Source organism: Stenotrophomonas sp. GW821-FHT09E08, from assembly GCF_059416125.1.
The window spans coordinates 139,758-157,324 of the sequence record NZ_JBWKOO010000003.1 but is presented as its reverse complement, the minus strand read 5'-3'; the positions used below and the strand labels follow the sequence as shown (position 1 = coordinate 157,324).

General features: G+C 65.5%; 18 protein-coding genes and 1 pseudogene. 12 read left to right on the top strand and 7 right to left on the bottom strand.

Annotated elements, in window-relative coordinates; genetic code table 11:
* The first annotated feature begins 50 nt into the window (after positions 1–50).
* Positions 51–1,481 carry a serine hydrolase domain-containing protein gene (locus tag AC07M7_RS05415; RefSeq protein WP_317233338.1) on the top strand — a complete coding sequence of 477 codons (1,431 nt, stop codon included), beginning with the start codon at positions 51–53 and terminating at the stop codon, positions 1,479–1,481.
* 16 nt (positions 1,482–1,497) lie between these two features.
* On the opposite strand, the gene AC07M7_RS05410 is transcribed toward AC07M7_RS05415, so the two are convergent.
* From AC07M7_RS05410 to AC07M7_RS05395, 4 genes are all read right to left on the bottom strand, one after another.
* Positions 1,498–1,890, bottom strand: coding sequence for a DUF3037 domain-containing protein (locus AC07M7_RS05410; protein WP_046986795.1), 393 nt, complete (start codon positions 1,888–1,890; stop codon positions 1,498–1,500).
* On the bottom strand, positions 1,868–2,644 hold the full coding sequence (locus tag AC07M7_RS05405; RefSeq protein ID WP_100434942.1) for a HipA family kinase: 777 nt from the start codon (positions 2,642–2,644) through the stop codon (positions 1,868–1,870). Before AC07M7_RS05405 ends, AC07M7_RS05410 begins: the two co-directional genes overlap by 23 nt.
* 70 nt (positions 2,645–2,714) lie before the next feature.
* Entirely contained in the window at positions 2,715–4,139 is a 1,425-nt protein-coding gene (locus AC07M7_RS05400) for an XVIPCD domain-containing protein (protein ID WP_495206906.1), read from the bottom strand.
* Positions 4,140–4,151: 12 nt separating this feature from the next.
* Positions 4,152–4,658: a hypothetical protein gene (locus AC07M7_RS05395; protein ID WP_248298428.1), complete on the bottom strand. Its 507-nt coding sequence runs from the start codon at positions 4,656–4,658 to the stop codon at positions 4,152–4,154.
* A gap of 571 nt (positions 4,659–5,229) precedes the next feature.
* Between AC07M7_RS05395 and AC07M7_RS05390 the strand changes: the two genes are divergently transcribed.
* From AC07M7_RS05390 to AC07M7_RS05380, 3 genes are all read left to right on the top strand, one after another.
* A complete protein-coding gene (locus tag AC07M7_RS05390) occupies positions 5,230–5,559 on the top strand; it encodes a hypothetical protein (protein WP_006376346.1) in 330 nt (109 codons plus the stop codon).
* Between the two features lie 157 nt (positions 5,560–5,716).
* The gene (locus tag AC07M7_RS05385; RefSeq protein ID WP_337302672.1) at positions 5,717–8,179 is read left to right on the top strand and encodes a S9 family peptidase; all 2,463 of its coding nucleotides are present in this window, start codon (positions 5,717–5,719) and stop codon (positions 8,177–8,179) included.
* Positions 8,180–8,394: 215 nt separating this feature from the next.
* Positions 8,395–8,715: a hypothetical protein gene (locus AC07M7_RS05380; RefSeq protein ID WP_046986800.1), complete on the top strand. Its 321-nt coding sequence runs from the start codon at positions 8,395–8,397 to the stop codon at positions 8,713–8,715.
* Positions 8,716–8,728: 13 nt separating this feature from the next.
* On the opposite strand, the gene AC07M7_RS05375 is transcribed toward AC07M7_RS05380, so the two are convergent.
* Complete coding sequence (locus AC07M7_RS05375; protein WP_495206905.1) at positions 8,729–9,712, bottom strand: hypothetical protein; 984 nt, start codon at positions 9,710–9,712, stop codon at positions 8,729–8,731.
* A 138-nt stretch (positions 9,713–9,850) separates the two neighbouring features.
* On the opposite strand from AC07M7_RS05375, the gene AC07M7_RS05370 reads away from it, so the two are divergent.
* Both AC07M7_RS05370 and AC07M7_RS05365 read left to right on the top strand, forming a co-directional pair.
* A complete protein-coding gene (locus AC07M7_RS05370; RefSeq protein WP_046986802.1) occupies positions 9,851–10,816 on the top strand; it encodes a DUF2268 domain-containing putative Zn-dependent protease in 966 nt (321 codons plus the stop codon).
* A gap of 49 nt (positions 10,817–10,865) precedes the next feature.
* Entirely contained in the window at positions 10,866–11,654 is a 789-nt protein-coding gene (locus tag AC07M7_RS05365) for an SGNH/GDSL hydrolase family protein (RefSeq protein WP_295380637.1), read from the top strand.
* On the opposite strand, the gene AC07M7_RS05360 is transcribed toward AC07M7_RS05365, so the two are convergent.
* The gene (locus AC07M7_RS05360; RefSeq protein WP_495206904.1) at positions 11,629–12,513 is read right to left on the bottom strand and encodes a LysR family transcriptional regulator; all 885 of its coding nucleotides are present in this window, start codon (positions 12,511–12,513) and stop codon (positions 11,629–11,631) included. The two genes, AC07M7_RS05365 and AC07M7_RS05360, sit on opposite strands and share 26 nt — an antisense overlap.
* Before the next feature lie 105 nt (positions 12,514–12,618).
* Between AC07M7_RS05360 and AC07M7_RS05355 the strand changes: the two genes are divergently transcribed.
* A complete protein-coding gene (locus AC07M7_RS05355) occupies positions 12,619–13,752 on the top strand; it encodes an agmatine deiminase family protein (RefSeq protein WP_495206903.1) in 1,134 nt (377 codons plus the stop codon).
* A 6-nt stretch (positions 13,753–13,758) separates the two neighbouring features.
* Here AC07M7_RS05355 and AC07M7_RS05350 read toward each other — a convergent pair whose 3' ends face one another.
* Positions 13,759–14,304 carry a thioesterase family protein gene (locus tag AC07M7_RS05350; RefSeq protein ID WP_046986807.1) on the bottom strand — a complete coding sequence of 182 codons (546 nt, stop codon included), beginning with the start codon at positions 14,302–14,304 and terminating at the stop codon, positions 13,759–13,761.
* 69 nt (positions 14,305–14,373) lie between these two features.
* Between AC07M7_RS05350 and AC07M7_RS05345 the strand changes: the two genes are divergently transcribed.
* The 5 genes and pseudogenes from AC07M7_RS05345 to AC07M7_RS05325 all read left to right on the top strand — a co-directional run bounded on the left by AC07M7_RS05345 (position 14,374) and on the right by AC07M7_RS05325 (position 17,558).
* Positions 14,374–14,949, top strand: a complete 576-nt coding sequence (locus tag AC07M7_RS05345) for a TetR/AcrR family transcriptional regulator (RefSeq protein WP_088026467.1) — start codon at positions 14,374–14,376, stop codon at positions 14,947–14,949.
* Positions 14,950–15,001: 52 nt separating this feature from the next.
* The gene (locus AC07M7_RS05340) at positions 15,002–15,394 is read left to right on the top strand and encodes a nuclear transport factor 2 family protein (protein WP_495206902.1); all 393 of its coding nucleotides are present in this window, start codon (positions 15,002–15,004) and stop codon (positions 15,392–15,394) included.
* Positions 15,395–15,525: 131 nt separating this feature from the next.
* Positions 15,526–15,791 (top strand): annotated as a pseudogene (locus AC07M7_RS05335) (hypothetical protein); the annotation flags it as partial.
* A 52-nt stretch (positions 15,792–15,843) separates the two neighbouring features.
* Positions 15,844–16,689, top strand: coding sequence for an energy transducer TonB (locus AC07M7_RS05330; RefSeq protein ID WP_136638240.1), 846 nt, complete (start codon positions 15,844–15,846; stop codon positions 16,687–16,689).
* Entirely contained in the window at positions 16,689–17,558 is an 870-nt protein-coding gene (locus AC07M7_RS05325) for a hypothetical protein (protein WP_136638239.1), read from the top strand. The genes AC07M7_RS05330 and AC07M7_RS05325 overlap by 1 nt, the downstream gene beginning before the upstream one ends.
* Positions 17,559–17,567 lie beyond the last annotated feature (9 nt).

Here is a 17,567-nt window from a genome sequence, read left to right as displayed (position 1 = left end):
GTGGTTCCTTCGTCTAGGATGCGCCCAGGGATCCCCGCAAAGGAACTGCCATGAGGGCTGTTGGACGTCTGCTTCTCTGCAATGCGCTGGCATGTTCGGTCTTGATGGCCACGTCGGTTTTTCCAGCAGTTGGCGCAACATCTTCCGAACGTGCACATCCGCGCGCGCAGGATGCCATCGATGACTGGCTTGCGGCGTTCAATGCAGGCAGCCTCGATGCGTTGCAGGCATTCGCCGACAGGTATGCGAAGAAGCAAGGCAGTAGTCCCAAGGACTATCTCGAGTTCCGCGAGAGCACCGGCCCACTGCGCGTGCTGGAAACACTCGAGAGCGCGCCCAGCCAGGCGAAGCTGCTGGTGATGGGCCAGCTGAGCGAGCGCGCAATGTGGGTGACGGCCGTCATGGATCCGGCCAGCCCGGCGCATGTGAAGCAGTTCCAGATCGAAGGCACTGAAACGCCGGACAAGTTCAAGCCGGAGAGGGTTGCTTTGCCTGCGCTGATGGCCGATGCCACAGCAAAACTGGAGGCGCTGCGGGCGCAGGATGCGCTGTCGGGTGCGTTGCAGGTGGCACAGAACGGCAATGTGCTGCTGGACTGGCGCGGTGGCGATGCCGATCGCACCGCTGGTATTCAAGTGGGCGTGGGTACGCAGTTCCGCCTTGCGTCTTCCAACAAGATGTTCACTGCAGTGGCCATCCTGCAGCTGGTGCAGGAGGGCAAGCTCAGCCTTGATGACACGATCGGCAAGCATCTGCCGGACTATCCGAACAAGGCCGTTGCCGGTACCGTGACCGTGCGCCAACTGCTGACCCACACCAGCGGCCTGGGCGATTTCTTCGGCGACGATTTCGAGCATTATTCCGCGTCGTTGAAGACGCTGGATGACTATGTGCAGCGCTTTGCCAGGGATGCACCGCACTTCACGCCGGGCAGCCAGGACAGCTACTCGAACTATGGCTTTATCGTGCTTGGGCGGATCATCGAGGCCGTCTCCGGGCAGTCGTACTACGCGTATTTGGAAGAGCACATCCTGCGCCCGGCTGGAATGACCGGCACCGGCTTCGAGCCGGAAACAGTGAGCGTCCCGCAGCGTGCCGTCGCCTATACGAAGAAGGATGGGCAATGGGTCCGTGAAACGAAGTCGCTGCCCTGGCGCGGCATGTCAGCCGGTGGTGGCTACAGCACGGTGGCCGACATGGTGAAATTCGCCGAGGCATTGCGCAGTGGAAGGCTGGTCTCACCTGCATTGCTGCAGCAGGCCACCACGGCGCAGAACCACAAGGGCTGGTACGGATTCGGCTTCGTGGTGCAGGGCGAGGGCAGGGAGCACCAGTACGGCCACGAAGGCGGTGCGCCCGGCTCCAACAGCGCCATCGTGGTGCTGCCCGCACAGGGCTATGTGATCGTTGGGCTGGCCAATGTCGATCCGGATGCGATCGGCAATGTGGTCAATTACATCGCGCGACGTGTGCCGCTTTGATCGCGACGTGTGCCGGTCATTCCGGCACCCGCACCATCTTCGTCATCAGATGTTCCACCACACCTGTCGGGTCCGCAGTGCGGCCGACGTGCGTGCTCGACATCTGCACCACCGAACTGCGCTTGGCAGTGAGGAAATGGAAGCGCGCACGCGCGGGCAGCTGCGCGATTGGTCCGGCGGTCGCGTCGCCGCGGCAGATGGCCACGATCGCATCCAGCCACGGCTGCAGTGCCTCCTGGTCCAGCGCTGGGGCGAAGGCTTGCAGGCGTGCCGGATCGATCTCGATGGCCGCTTCCAGATGACGCGCGCCGGGACAGGAGACGATCACCCCGACGTTGATGAATTCCTCGCGCTCCACCCGCGGTACCACGCGGATGACGGCGTAGTCATACGTGTGCAGCGTGGGCACGGATGGCCTCCTGCACGAACACCGCACGCACTTTCAGGCGGTGCTTGAGATAACTGATGTAGCCTTGGCGGTAGGCCTGCGGGCTGTCGAACGCGGGCTCATTCACCAGCCAGCTGTCCGGCACCAGGCCGACGATACGCTCGATCTCGGCATCGGTCAGGCGCGCGGCCAGCTCGGCATCCACCGCGGCGATGCGGCTGGCGAACGACAGCAGCACATGGTCGCGGATCAGAACGAACGGCTTCTCGCAGGCATCGCCAGCATTGGCCCAATCGTGGTGGAAGTACATCGCCGCGCCGTGATCGATCAGGTACAGCCTGCGGTGCCACACCATCAGGTTGGGGTTGCGCGTGGTGCGGTCGACATTGCTGGTGAACGCATCGAACCAGACGATGCGCGAGGCCAGATCGGCATCCACCGGCATTGCCGCCGGGTCGTAGTTGATCGCACCGGGCAGGTAGTCCAGGCCCAGGTTCAAACCTTCGCTGGCGCGGATCAGTTCCTGGATCTCCGGATCCGGCTCGGTGCGGGCGAACTCGCGGTCCAGCTCCACGAACAGGATCTCCGGAATCGGCAGGCCCAGCGTGCGCGCCATCTCACCGGCGATCAGTTCGGCGATCAGTGCCTTCGGTCCCTGGCCGGCGCCACGGAACTTCAGCACGGCCATGCCGTCGTCGTCGGTCTCGACCACGGCCGGCAGGGAGCCACCTTCCCGCAAGGGAGTGATGTAGCGGAGGGCATGTACGGTGCGCATGCGCGCATTCTAGCGTGGGTGCCGCCAAGGGAGCGCCGGGAGCGCCCCGGCGACTCCATGTCGTTCACCGTCAGTGAGCCAGCGCACCGCGCTGCTGTTCCAGCACCTGCGCGCGGGTCTGTTCCTGCGAGGCCTGGTCGGCCTGCCGGTTGGCCACGGCCAGCGTGTCCAGGCTTTCCTGCACGGGGCGTTGTGCGGCCTCGGCAGTGGGCGAGGAGGCGCGCAGCGAGGCTGGATCATCCAGCGGCCCCTTCACCACGAAGATGTTCTGCGCCGCGCCCGTACCATCGGTCTGGCGGCTGAGCACCACATGGTCGACCCGGTCCAGCCCGTTTTCGCGGGCCAGCACCAGAAGGCTGGCGCTCAGGCGCTCGCTGGACGCATCGAAGCTGCGTCCATTGGCGGCATCCAGCTCAGCCACCTTGCCGCGGATCTGTTCGTGCAGGGAGCGGTCACGCCCTTCCGCAAGCGGCGTCGGTATGCCATCGCCCTCCGTCGCATGCCGTGCGGTGATCGGCACATGCGTATGCGTGCCCTCAGTGTGGTCGAAGTAACGCAGCGTCGACGGCGAGGTACTGGTATCGAAGTAGGGCTGGCGCGGGGGCGATCCCTCGCCGAGGTTGAGCCCGTTCTGCTCCAGCAGGCGCTCGTCCAGGCCCAGCTTCTTCATGTTCACTTCCATCCGGCTGACGCCGTCGGGCGCTGGATTCGCGGCCTCGTATCCGCTGGCCAGTTCGATCGCTTGGACGCCGTAGAAATTCTGGTAGTCCGAATTCCCATGATGGCCCAGGCCGGTGCTGACGCCCTGATCGTAATAGTGCTTGGCCATTCCCTCGATGTTGGCTGCGGTGGGGGAGATGGTCAGGTCCGCATTGAGGGTCAGCTCCGGGTGCGGTGCATAGGTGATCGGCGGGCCGGGTCGCGACTGGATGACGTCTGTCGAGCGGGTGCTGGCTTCATACAGGTCGCGCAGGGTAGCGTCCGGGTTGCTGGCACGTACCTGGCTGACCAGCGCATTCCAGCCTGCGATGTTCGAAGAGGCCTCATCGCGGCGGTTGGCCGCGAGCAGGGTGCCGATCGCCTCGGTGTAATCATGGCTGGTGGTACGGCCTGCGATCTGCTCCACGTCGGCATCGAACTGCACGTAGGCACGCTCGACATCAGCATCGTTGAAGCCATGCTGGATCTCGTGACCGAGCACAAAGGTGACCTCGGCTGCGTTGAACCTGTCCGGTGCCGCCGGGGTCGACAAGCTGCTGGCGGGCAGGTTGATGGATTTCGTGCCGGTCTCGTAGGTACCACCCGCATTGCTTGTGGCGGGCAACAGTTCGAAGCGTTCCAGATAGCCTGCCGCGATGGCTGCGTCCACCTGCTTTGCCAGCACGGGCGAACCCGCGATGACGCTGCGCAGGTTGCCGACCTGGTCGCTGGTGACGTCGGTCTTGCCGGCGAACTCGCCCAGCAGGCGTTCCGTTTCTGCGGAAAGGATCGTCATTGATGGCTCCCCTTACTGCACGGTGACAAGACGCACGCAGGCATGCGTGGCGTCGCCGAGGGCGTGGGGGTTCTCGGGCATCGTGTCGACCTTGATGCTCAGCTGCGGTCGATCGAAGCGGTCGTAGATCACCCGGCCGTGTTCGCCGCGCACCGTCTCGCGCTTGAAGCCAGCGGCATCCAGTGCCGAAGCGAAGTGGTTGAAGTCGACCTGGCAGATCGCCGCAGCCGAGGCCTTGCGATCGCTGCTGGTGTCCATGAAGTTCAGGTCCAGCCGCGCGTCGGCAGTGCCGGCCCGCTGCACTTCCAGGCCATAGCCCCATTCCGGTGTCAGCGTGCCGCCATAGCCGAAGTGGCCGGGGCCGAAGACCTGCGCCGGCGCCTGCATCGCCGCGGACAGGCGCTCGGCGGTGAGCTCGCGGGTGGAGGTCGTCGTCTTGATAAGGTCCAGCAGGCGCAACAGCAACTGCTCGGCGTTGAGCGGAGAGGGCGGGGAAGTCTCGGCTACAGATGGGGCCATGGTGTCGGTTCCTTGAGAAGTCGGCGTGCGGTCGGCGGCATGTGCGCAGGCGCAGAGCGTGGCCGCTGAAAGTGCGAGCGTCCACGGTCGTATGAATGCGTACCGGGGCATGTGCGTTCCTTGCAGATTGAAGGCTGACCCTAGGTGCAGCCGGGTGAAGCAGAGGTTAAGCGTAATCGAAGCACCCGAATGCGATACAAAAGGTGAACGGGTGCGCATTCTTCACTTGACCATTCCGCGCGCGATGTCAGCATCGGGTCCATGGAGCATCAACTTCGCGTGTGACCTTCAACAGGAGGCCGTCATGCAACAACTGCGCAGCTGTCACGCTTTACCCTGCATGCAATGCAACGCGTGGTGTTGACCCTGGTCTGATACGGCCACTTTGCCGGCACGGATGGCCGCCACCCACAGCATCCGCCACTGTTCACCCGACGCGGTCCCGGCCTTGACGTGCCGGCCCTGCAATACAGACATACGCCCGTCAGATTGTCCCTGCGTTGCCCGATGGCCTTCGCAGCGCGAAGGCTGGCTTGTCCATGATGATCCTGCAGGCTTTGGAGGTGCACCGATGAGCGACCAATACGAACGAATGCTGCCGGCCCTGGACGATGCCAAGGTCGAAGAAATGATCGGAAAACTGGTGCTGGTCGGGGTGACCCGCTACGGCGGCGACGGCCAGGTGCAGGGACTGGAGCAGTATGCGGGAACAGTGCTGCGCATCAGTGCCGATGAAGGTGTGGTGCTGGCCGACGAGAACGATGGCCACGAGCGTTACCTGCCGCCGATGCTCGACCAGTACCTGCCGGCCCAGCCGGGCGAGTACCGGATGAGCAACAGCGGCATGATCGTGGTCGACCCGGACTATCTGACCGCCTGGGACCTGCACGCCCAGCAGTAGTGCCAGGCCATGCCTCGCAATGGCCGTCCGGCCACCTGCACTCCACTTTGCTCCATCCGGCCACTAGCCCTTCCGGCCCATTCACGACAACCCCTGCGGTGCTAGATTCGGGGCCATGCCCGATTCCGGGTACCCATTCACACCCCAGGGGATAAGGATGCTGATCCGTCGAACCTCTCTGGCGGCGGCTGTTGCCGTTGCCACTGTCGGCCTGCTGGCCGCTGGCCCGGCGCTTGCCGATTACGCGAAGCCGCCGGAACACCTGCTCAAGGTGCTGAAGGCGCCGCCGCCGCCGGCACCGAACGTGGCCCCGGGCGGCCAGCGCCTGCTGCTGACCACCGCACAGACCTATCCGTCGATCAGCCGTGTCGCCCAGCCGTACCTGAAGCTGGCCGGTGTGCGTCTGGAGCCGAAGAACCGCAGTCGCCATGACACTCCCGGCGGCTACGGTATTCCGGCCTGCGTGGCCGACTTCACCCTGGTCGATATCGGCAGCGGCAAGGAAACCAAGGTCAACCTGCCGCAGGGCTGCGCCACCGGCGCGCTGTGGTCGGCTGACGGCAGCCATTTCGCCTTCCAGAATGCGGTTGATACCAGCGTGCAGCTGTGGGTCGGCGATGCTGCGACCGGCCAGGTGAAGCAGGTGCCGAACGTGCAGCTGAACCCGATCTTCGGCTACACCGTGCAGTGGCTGGGCGGCAGCCAGAACCTGCTGGTGAAGCTGGTACCGGCCAATCAGGGTCCGGCGCCGTCCAACGGTGGCGTGCCGACTGGTCCGGATGCGCAGGAGTCGCTGGGCAGCAGTGGCGAGAGCAGCACCTACGAAGCCCGCGACACGCTGACCAGCGTGCATGACGAGAAGCTGTTCGCCTACTACGGTGCGTCGCAGCTGGCCGTGGTCGATACCGCCGCCAACAGCGTGCGCCCGGTCGGGCAGCCGGCGCTGTTCAACGAGGTCAGCGCCGCGCCCGATGGCGTGCATGTGCTGACCGAATCGATCAAGGCCCCGTACTCGCATGCCGTGACCTACCAGCGCTTCGCCAACGATGTGGCAGTGCTGGATGTCAGCAACGGGCGCAGCACGCCGATCGCCAGCCTGCCGCTGGCGGATCGCGTGCCGGTGCACGGCGTGCCAGAGGGCCCGCGCGGTTTCGACTGGCGAGCCACCGATCCGGCCACTCTGGTCTATGCCGAAGCTCTGGACAAGGGCGACTGGAAAATCAGCGTGCCGCACCGTGACCGAGTGCTGATGCTGAAGGCCCCGTTCAACGGCAAGCCGACCGAGATCACCCGTACCGCGCAGCGATTCGAGGGCTTCGCGTGGACCGCCGATCCGGCCGTGGCATTCCAGTACGAGAACGACGAGAACCGCCACTGGATGCAGACCCGCATCGTCGATGTGGACCAGCCGAAGAAGGAAGGCCGCCTGCTGTGGGACATGTCCAGCGATGAGCTGTACGGCAATCCCGGCAACCTGGTCTTCACCCGCCTGCCGAATGGCGCGCAGGTCGTACGCCAGGATGGCAACCACGTCTTCCTCAGCGGCCGTGGCGCCTCACCGCAGGGTGACCGCCCGTTCCTCGACCGCCTGGACCTGGGCACGCTGAAGAGCGAGCGCCTGTTCCGCAGCAGTGCCGACGCCTACGAACAGTTCCTCGGCTTCAGCAACACGCCGGGGCGCTACCTGACCTGGCACCAGTCGGTGATCGATCCGCCGAATGCCTTCATCCGCCAGCAGGGTGAAGCGGTGGCCGGCGCGAAGACCGGCGAAGCGCAGTTCGCCTCTACCGCGACCGCGCTGACCAGGCTGGTCGACCCGACCCCGGAAGTGCGCCAGATCAAGAAGCAGCTGGTGACCTACAAGCGCGCCGACGGCGTGGACCTGTCCTTCACTCTGTACACGCCGCCGGGCTACAAGGAAGGCCAGCGCGTGCCGGCGATCCTGTACGCGTATCCCGCCGATTTCGCCAATGCAGCGCAGGCCGGTCAGGTGTCCGGTTCGCAGCAGACCTTCACCCGTCTGCAGCCGTACCGCCTGATGCTGCTGGCCGGCTACGCGATCATCGACAACGCCTCGTTCCCGATCGTGGGTGACCCGAAGAACGCCTACGACACCTACCTGGAGCAGCTGGAAGCCGACGCCAAGGCTGCGGTGGACAAGGCCGTGGACATGGGCGTGGTCGACCGCAACCGCATCGGCGTGACCGGTCACAGCCACGGTGGCCTGATGACCGCCAACCTGATCGCCCACACCAACCTGTTCAAGGCCGGGGTGGCGACCAGCGGTTCGTACAACAAGACCTTCACCCCGTTCGGCTTCCAGAACGAGCGTCGTTCGGTATGGCAGGCGCAGCAGGTGTACCTGAAGGCCTCGCCGTTCTTCTACGCCGACAAGATCAAGCTGCCGCTGCTGCTGGTTCACGGTGAGGACGACGCCAACCCGGGCACCGAGCCGTTCCAGTCGCGCAAGCTGTACCAGGCGATCCGCGGTAACGGCGGCACAACCCGCCTGGTGATGCTGCCGAACGAACCGCACTGGTACACGGCGCTGGAATCGAACGAACAGCTGGTGGCGGAAATGCTTAACTGGTTCGACACTTACGTGAAGAACGCAAAGTAGAGTCGAGCTTGCTCGACTGCCGTGGAAAGGCCGCCTCCGGGCGGCCTTTCTGCATCCTGTAGAGCCGAGCCCATGCTCGGCTGCTGTCCACATGTAAATGATGCCGACGGCTTTGCAATCAACTGTGGAGACTCGGTAACGACGTGTTACCGGCACATTCGCATGCCATGCAGATGGGCTAGGCTGACCCTGTGAGTTCGCCCCGGGTCGTTGCAATGAAAGCCATCCTTCTTGCTGGAACGTTGTACTTGGTCCTGGTCTCAACTGCGGGTGCGCAGCCACTGCCGACCGAACTGGCGCAGCTGGGCATCATCGCCGGCATGCCCTACGCCAAGGCCAAGCGCCTGCTGGATGCCGCAGGCTGGCAGATAAAGCCTGCGCAGGGCGCGCCGGAGTCGCTGGAGGGCTTTCCGGAAGTCGGATGCCAGAAGGACGGAAAGCAGTGTGCGACGACCTTCGAAAAGGACGGTCAACAGATCGCGGTGCGGCTGGGCACTACCCTGGCAGGGCAGCCGTTCGTGCAGAGCGCTGACTGAGCGTCCGCCACGCTCACGCCAGCGGTAGACGATCCTGCGCGTGCGACAGCCGGTCATGCAGATCGCGCACGTGCTCGGCCTTGGCATGCACCCGGGTCGTATCGCCGAAACTGCGTAGATAAGCGCAGGCCGCGAAGCCGGCGCTCTTCTTTTCGTACTCGGCAATCCAGGCCAGTCGATCCGGATTGTTGGCCTGTTCGGCTGACCATGCGGCCACCGGTGGCCGGATGCGGTACCTCAGGCCGACGCGCCACGGCTTCGGTGTCAGTCGCGCACGGAAGCAATGCTGCAGCCGGCACATGCGCGCGTACAGGGTGTCGGTGCCCAGTGCCTTGAAGAACGACTGCAGCTGCTCGTCCTCGGGCGAGAACGAGGCATGCATCGCCAGCACACGCAGCCCGGCCGGCGTGCGGTAGGCGCGCAGATGCCAATCCGGATGCTGTTCGATGAAGACTGCGACGCGCTGCAGGGCTACACCTTCGGCGCCACCGGCGGCGGCCAGGCGCCGCTTGCGCTGCATCAGCATCGCGGCGTTCACCAGCACCACGGCCGCCACACCCAGTACCAGTCCCACCAGCCAGTGCCAGAGCAGGGTGCCGATGATGGCACCGGCGAACAGCAGCGCTGCGGCGATGAGGGCGGGCATCACGCAACCTGCCGGTGGTTGCGCATGGTCGATGTCGGCGAACAGCACGTCCGGGGTGTTCAGGCACAGCGCGCCATAGCTGTTGCGGGTGATGATGACATCGCTGTCGCGCTGCACGATCTGCTCGCGGATCGGTACCCCTTCCACGCCGTAATTGCTGCGCACTTCGCGGCGCGGGAGCGCCTGCCCGGCAAGAATGGCGTTGAGTGCTTCGTTGGCACGGCGGTCGGCGTGTCCCTGGGCCTCGGCAGGGCTTTCGTCGGACCAGCCGAAGCGACGCACGACCACCGGCCGGCCGCGGAAACGGGCCTGCAGGCGGGCTTCGGCCCAGTACGCGGGAACGATCATCATCGTGCGGTGCTCCATCTTCCGTGGCAGGTGCCGAAGCGAGTCTGGCACAGCGCCGGGGTGCCCGCATCCGCCTGCTGCGGTTGGCCGTGCGGAGTGATAGATTGCGCGCTTCGCATGCACTCCACCAAGGACGGAGCGATGTCCATGATCCTGCGCGGCCTGTTGGCCCTGGCCTGTGCCGGGGCGACGGGCGTGGCCACGGCGGCAGCTCCGGCGGGGCCGCAGATCCTCACCGAGGATGTCAGTCGTTTCTATGCGCTTTACGATGGTGCTGGCGGTAAACCCAGTGTTGCGCAGCTGCGTGGATACATGGCCGAAGGTTCGACGGGCCTGGCGGAGCTGGCCAAGGCGCGCCGGGTAACTCCCGAACGGATGGCCGAGTCCATCGCCAGCCAGCCCGAGCTGTATGCGCAGGGGCGAAACTGCCTGGCCGAGCTGCCGGCGGTCAAGCAGCGCCTCGTACAGGTGTTCGCCAACCTGCAGGCGATCTATCCGCAGACCCGGTTCCCGCCGGTGACCATCGCAGTGGGCCGTGGCCGGCCTGTGGGGCTGACCTCGAAGAGTGGGGTGATCATCGGCCTGGAAGCGCTGTGCGCGGCCGACTTCATGAATCCCAGTGTGCAGGACCGCTTCGTGCACGTGATCGCACACGAGTACGTGCACATCCAGCAGACCGGCCTGAGCGACTTCGAGCCGGGAGATCCGCGCGCGACCGTGCTGCGCGTGTCGCTGGGCGAAGGCATCGCCGAGTTCATCACCGAACTGATTTCCGGCAACGTCGGCAATGGGCGCCACGCGGCGTGGACGCGCGGCCGGGAAGTGCATATCGAAAGTGCATTCGCACTGGATCTGGACAGCACCGACCTGTCGCCGTGGCTGTACAACTACAAGCCGGGCTCGCAGGAGCCCTATGACCTGGGTTACTGGGTGGGGTACCGCATCGCCAAGGCCTATTACCTCCAGGCCAAGGACAAGCGTGATGCGGTGCGTGCGCTGATCCAGCAGGACAACCCGAAGGCGATCCTGGCCGCCAGCGGCTGGACGCCGGGCATGTGGATGCCGGCGAAGGTGACCGGTGTCGCGGCGCGCACGGCTGCACGCTGAGCGCGGGGCAGGGCGTTAGACTGCTGGAGACCGTTTCAGGAGAAACCGCATGCGTGGACCTGTTGGGATTGCCACTGCCACCGTCGTGATGCTGGGCCTCGCGTTGGCTTCTCCGCTGGGTGCCGCTGAAGCCGTCGCAGTCAATCCGCTGCTGCGGACGCCCATTGACCAGCTTCGTCCCGACGAAGTGCGCTTCATGCAGCAGCGCCTGGCCGATTGGCCGGAGCTGCAACGCTATCGTGATGCCAACGCGCAACTGCCTGCGGCAGTGCCGGGCCAGCCGCGCGTGGTGTTCTTCGGCGACTCCATCACCGAAGGCTGGGGAAGGGAAGGCAGTGCCGGTTTCTTCCCCGGCAAGGGCTGGCTCAATCGTGGCATCAGCGGCCAGACCACGGCGCAGATGCTGGTGCGCTTCCCGCAGGACGTGCTGGCGCTGAAGCCACAGGTGGTGGTGATCCTGGCCGGCACCAACGACATCGCCGGCAACACCGGCCCGTCCACGCAGGCGATGATCGAAGACAACCTGTACGCGATGGTGGACCTCGCCCGTGCACACGGCATCGCCGTGGTGCTGGCATCAGTGCTGCCGGTCAGCGACTACCCGTGGCTGCCGGGCACGGCACCTGCGCCCAAGGTGCGTGCATTGAACACGGCATTGAAGCGCTATGCCGATGCACAACAGATGGTCTATCTGGACTACTACACGCCGATGGCCAATAAGGCCGGTGGACTGGATCCGCAGCTGGCCGACGACGGTGTGCATCCCACCGCGAAGGGCTATGCGGTGATGGCGCCGCTGGCTGAGGCGGCGGTCAAACACGCACTGCAGCGGAAGTAGCTCCCGCGGGCAGACTCGCCAGCAACCACTCGCAGAAACTGATCACCAGCGGATCTGCCGTGCTGTCCTGGTGCACCAGCCAGCTCCAGCGCGGGCCGCGCACGCGTGCCTCATCCAGGGCTTGCAGCAGGCCTTGTTCGCAGGCGCGGGCTGCCAGCAGCTCGCTGACCAAGGCGATACCCAGCCCTTGGCACGCGGCATCCAGTAGTTGCCCGGGCTCGGAGAAGTTCATGCCCTCGCGGCGCTGGCCGACATCGGCGCCACCCTGCACCTGCCATTGGCTCCAGTCCATCTCACGTTCGCCATGCAGGGTGAGGCGTTCGTGCACGGGCGTGGCCAGCAGGTTGGGATGGCAGGCTGGATAGAGGCGGTCCTGCAGCAGCACGCGATGCTGGCACTGCGCCTGTGAGTCGAGGTCATCGCGTACCGCCACGTCCAACGTCTGCGTGGTCATGTCCGGTGCTTCTTCGCTGGTCAGCAACCACAGGTCGGCGTCGGGGTGCAGGCGGTGGAGGCTGGCCAGGCGCGGCACCAGCCAATGCCGGGCAAAGGCCGGGCTGGTGTTGACGATCAGTTGATTGGGCTTGCGGTACTGATCGAGCCGGCGGATGCCGCTGGCCAGCTGCCGCAGCAGGGATTGAGTGGTTTCCAGCAGGTCGATGCCGGCGTCGGTGAGGGTGACGCTGCGGCCCTGCCGGAAGAACAACGGCTGCTGCAGCGACGCTTCCAGGCCCCGGATCTGCTGGCTGATGGCCGACTGGGTCAGGTGCAGTTCCTCGGCCGCGCGATGGAAGCTGCCCAGCCGGGCGGCAGCCTCGAAACCCCGTAGGGCGTTCAGCGGTGGCCAGTGCTTGAGCATTTCAGTTAAGTAAAACTGTTCAAGTGATGGCTGAATCTATCGTTTGTTCTTATGTGTCCGCAAGCGCAGCATAGCGCCCATCCCACACCGGGCCTGGAGCCTGTCATGAGCAATCGTCGTCACTTCCTCACCCAACTGGCGGGCGCCGCTGGTCTTGGTGGCCTGGCCGCTCTGGGTATGGCCGGCCTGCCGGGGCGCGTGGCTGCGGCTGCGCCGGGCGCAGGCATCTGGCGCATGCCCGATGAACATGGTCCGCAGGAACGCGTGTTCCTGGCCTTTGCTGCGCAGCCGCGGGTGTGGGGCGCGCAGGCCGATGCGGTGAACACGACCGTGGCGCGGCTGGCCCGCACCATCGCACGCCACCAGCCGGTCAGCGTGCTGTGCCGCCCGGCGCAGTTGAAGCAGGCGCAGGACCGCTGTGGCCGCGACAACATCGAGTTCCTCGAGGTGCCGCTGGATGACATCTGGGTGCGCGACTACGGCGGGTGCTTCGTCACCGATGGCCAGGGCGGGCTGGGCCTGGTCGACTTCAACTTCAACGGCTGGGGTGGCAAGCAGAGTGCGCGCAACGATGGCGCGGTGGCGCCGTGGCTGACGCAGGTGACCGGCGCGACGTTGCTGGAAAGCGATCTGGTGGGCGAGGGCGGTGGTATCGAAGTGGACGGCCATGGCACGGCGATCCTCACCGAGAGCTGCTGGGTCAACCGCAACCGCAATCCGGACTGGTCGCGCGCGGATATCGAGGCCGAGCTGAAACATCGCCTGGGCGTGCGCAAGGTGATCTGGCTGCCCGGTATCGCCGGCAAGGACATCACCGATGCGCACGTGGATTTCTATGCGCGCTTCGTACGCCCGGGCGTGGTGATCGCCAATCTGGACAACGATCCGGAGTCCTACGATTACGACTTGACGCGCGAACACCTGCAGATCCTGCGTAGGGCCACCGATGCCGATGGCCGTCGCCTGCAGGTGCATACCTTGCCGCCGCCGCTTGACGGACGCGACAACGTGCATACCCGCGACAACGACGATCTGGCGATGGGCTATATCAACTACCTGCCGATCAACGGCGCGGTGGTCGCGCCGCAGTTCGGTGACGACGCAGCCGATGGATTCTGCCGTGAACTACTGGAAGGCATGTATCCCGGCCGCGCGATCGAGCAGGTGGACATCGACGCGATTGCTGGCGGCGGTGGTGGCATTCACTGTGTGACCAAGAACATGCCGAAGGTGGGCTGACGCGCCTCAGGCATCGTCCTGCTTCAACGCGGCATCAGCCGCCAGCAGCGCTTCGGCGGCCGCACTGAGCGGCGGCGACGGTGGGGCGACCACGCCGATTGCTTCCATCATCTTCGGCATGCCCAGGAACTGCCGCGCGCGACGGTCGTAGATGCCGGTGACCAGCAGCGCACGGGTGGCGATCTTCTGCTCGGTCCCGATCATTACGCGCTGCTCCATGATGCCGCGCGAACCGACCCAGCCCACCAGCCGCGTTTCCAGGGTGAAGCGCTGGAACGGCTTCAGCTCGCGGCGGAACTGGATGGTGCCCGCGCCGACGATCGGTGCCCACTTCTCGCGCAGCGCCACCCGGCCCAGGCCCATGCGCAGGATAAGATCCAGCCGGCCAAGGTCGAAGATGTTCCAGTAGCGGCCGTTGGTCATGTGCAGGTTGCTGTCCAGATCATTGGGCAGTACCCGGAACTGCAGCCGCGAGACCCCGAACGGGGCCTCCAGCTTGGGCCGGAACAGGCTGCACAGCAGCAGGTGGAGCAGGCGGAACCAGAGATTCATGGTTATGACGACTGTTATAGAATCGCCGGTACGCTAATCTATGACGACTGTCCTGGCAAGGAGCCTGCCGTGAGCCCGCGCCCCTCTGATGCGCCTCAACGCGTGATTGATGCTGCGGCACAGATGCTGGCGCGCGTGGGCCTCAATGCCACCAGCATCCGTGAGGTGACCAAGCTGGCCGAAGCGCCGCTGGGTTCCACCTACCACCACTTTCCCGGCGGCAAGCAGGAGCTTCTGGCGCGTGCCACCCATATGGCCGGCGACAAGGTGGAAGCGCTGCTGGTGGAGCTGCTGAAGGGCGGCGCAGTGCAGGGCCTGCAGCAGTTCCTGGCGATGTGGCGCGAGCGCCTGCTGCGCACCGATTTCCGCGCTGGCTGCCCGGTGCTGGCCGCTGCGGTTGAGGAGCCGGTGGAGGCCATGCCCAGCCAGCCGCGTGCCGCTGCGGCCGAAGTGTTCGCGCGCTGGCAGGGCCATCTGGCGGCGGCGTTCGTCGCCGAAGGTCACAACCCGGCAGCGGCGGCCGGCCTAGCCAGCCTGGTGATTGCCAGCGTGGAAGGTGCGGTGGCGATGTGCCGCGCACTGCAGGACATCGGCCCGTTCGACCAAGTGGCCGCGCAGTTGCTGAAGGCCGCCGCGCCGCCTTGATCCGGCGGCACGGTCGCGGGAGACTCGGCGCAGGCCCTGACTGGACGCCGCCATGGACGAATCGCACTGCCGCCACCTGATCGAGCACTACCTGCAGGCCTACAACCGCTTCGACATCGACGCCATGCTGGCGGTGCTGGCGGTGCTGGCGCACAACGTGCGCTTCGAAAACCATAGCGGTGGCCAGCTGACGATGGTCACCGAAGGCATCGATGCCTTCGGCGAACTGGCACGGCAATCGGCGCCGTTGTTCCGTGAGCGCGAACAGCGGTTGCTCGAGTTGACCTTCGAGGATGGCATGGCGCTGGCCAGCATCGGCTGGCGTGGCGTGTTCGCGCAGGACATTCCCGGTGGTCCCAGCGCGGGCCCGGAACTGTCTCTGAAGGGACGCAGCGAGTTTGCTTTTGAGGACGGCCGCATCGTGCGGATCATCGACCGCAGCTGATGATCGATGGCCTCGGCCCGTCGTCTGGACAGCGGCTCCGGCCGCGGTAGAATCCGCGCAACACCGCCCACGCGTGCCCGGCAAGGATGTCCGCATGCTGCATCAGGTTCTTGAGCTTCCATGTTCCATGATCCACCGTCCTGCTGGCGAGCATGTGGGTGGTGTGGTCGGCGCCGGTGCTGATGGCCGAGCTGCTGGTGGACGCCGCCATCGCCGGTGGCCTGTACCGGCGCATGCGGGGCATGCAGGAGCAGGGATGGTGGCGGGTATGCGTGACGCACACGATCTGGCCGCTGCTCGGCCTGGTGCTGTTCTTTGCTGTGCTGTGCTGGGTTGGCTTGCGCAGGCGCAGGCGCCAGAAGCGACCCACCTGCTGCAGGTCATTCAAGCGCTGTAGCGCCACGGTCCCGACCGATATTCCAACCTGCTTCATTTCTTCGAGGAGCTTGATGCGACAACGCATTGCACGGAAGCGCATCCTGACGACAGCGGTCGTCCTGTTCGTGGCTGCTGGCGCAGCGCTGATGGCCAGCGTGCGCCCGCAGTGGCGGCAGGATGTCAGCCCGCCTCCGATCAACCTGGGAACGGCACGGATGCAGGCCGAGGTGATGGCAGAGCTCATCGACCTGCGACCGACACCGCCAGGAAAGCCGCCGGGACTACCGATTCCAATGAAGGCAGTCTCCTCCCCGATGCTGACCGGCAACAGTGGGTTCGCGACCGCGGAGGTGCCGCTGGCAGATGTCGCGCCAGCACACTTCGAGCCGCCCGGCTGGGAACCCGACGTGCCATTTGCAGTGATGGAATGGACTGCGCCTTCCTGCGGTGAAGGAGACCCCGTCCCGGTCTGCCAGGTTCGTCACAACGTCGTCGAGTGGCGCGATGATGACAGTGCGGCGTCCATTCAACTTCAGCAGCATCTGGAGGCGATGCTGCAGGTTGCGAACCGCCGGGCTGTACGCGTACCCGACCTCGCGTTTGAGCTTGCGCATGTGCGAGCGCAACGGATGACGTGGGACGAGCTTCAGCAACGGCGCGCACGCGGCGTCGAGGGGTGCACGGGTGGCCCGGGCAATCCGGATCTGGGCGTCGTCTATCTGCAGCGTCCTGTGTTCAGCATGGACGGGAACTGGGCAATGGCATCGGTCGCCTCGGATCTATGCAGTGGAGGAACGGGTATGCGCGACCTCTACCTTCTGCACCGCGGGAAGGACGGATGGGAGCGTGTTCGAGTGGAGCCTGTCCGCCATATGAGCTTTGGACACGGCCTGTGGCCCGCGTTGCCGGAGTCGTGATGACGGACACCTCGTGCATGCCAGACCGTGATTGCCAACAGCGGATCGCCTGGCGACGCATTGCATCGTTGGCGGCGGCGCTGTCGGCTTTGGCTCTCATGGCCGGAATCTGCAGCCTGCGCCCGAGGTGGCAGCAGGAAATCGGTCCGCCGCCGGTCAACCTGGGAACCGCGCAGATGCAGGCTGAGGCGATGGCGCTGGCGATCCGGCAGAGGCCGCCCTTCCTCCCTCCACCCCCGCCGGTGCCGCAGCCGACGGTTCTGCCATCGTCGCTGAGCGAGGTGCCCACCACACCGCAGACGCCGTCCACGCGCGTCGATCGATGGGGCCCGCAGGAGCAGCCGCAGTTGACCGACCCGGTGGGGGAGGACATCTACGTGATGGAGCAGACCTTGCCCTATTGCTGGCCGGGCAGCAGTGCCTCCGCCTGCCAGGAGGTGGACGATCTGGTCCTGCCGCTGGACGACCGGTGGCCGCCGGACATCCATGCGCTGCGGTTGCAGCTGCAGGCAGACCTGGTTCCTGCCAATCGCCGGTCCACGCCAGTGCCTGCAGCCGCATTGGCCGGTGCGCAGTGGACGGACAGCGCGGAGCTTCGAGCGCTGCGGGAGCAGGGGTGCAGGGCAACGGTGCATGGGCCGACTCGGAAATACGACCACTTCGCCTATCTGACCCGGCCCGTTTTCAGCGTCGATGGGCAGTGGGCTATGATCGCGGTCGCCTGGGATTCGTGTTCCGGCGATTTCGTCTACCGGGAGCTTGTTGTACTGCATCGCGAACAAGAACGCTGGATGGCCGCCCCCCCGGAACGAGGTCTGGGCGGCGTATGGGACGGCCGCATACTGCGGCCCTGGACGTACAACCACTGACGAGGAAGA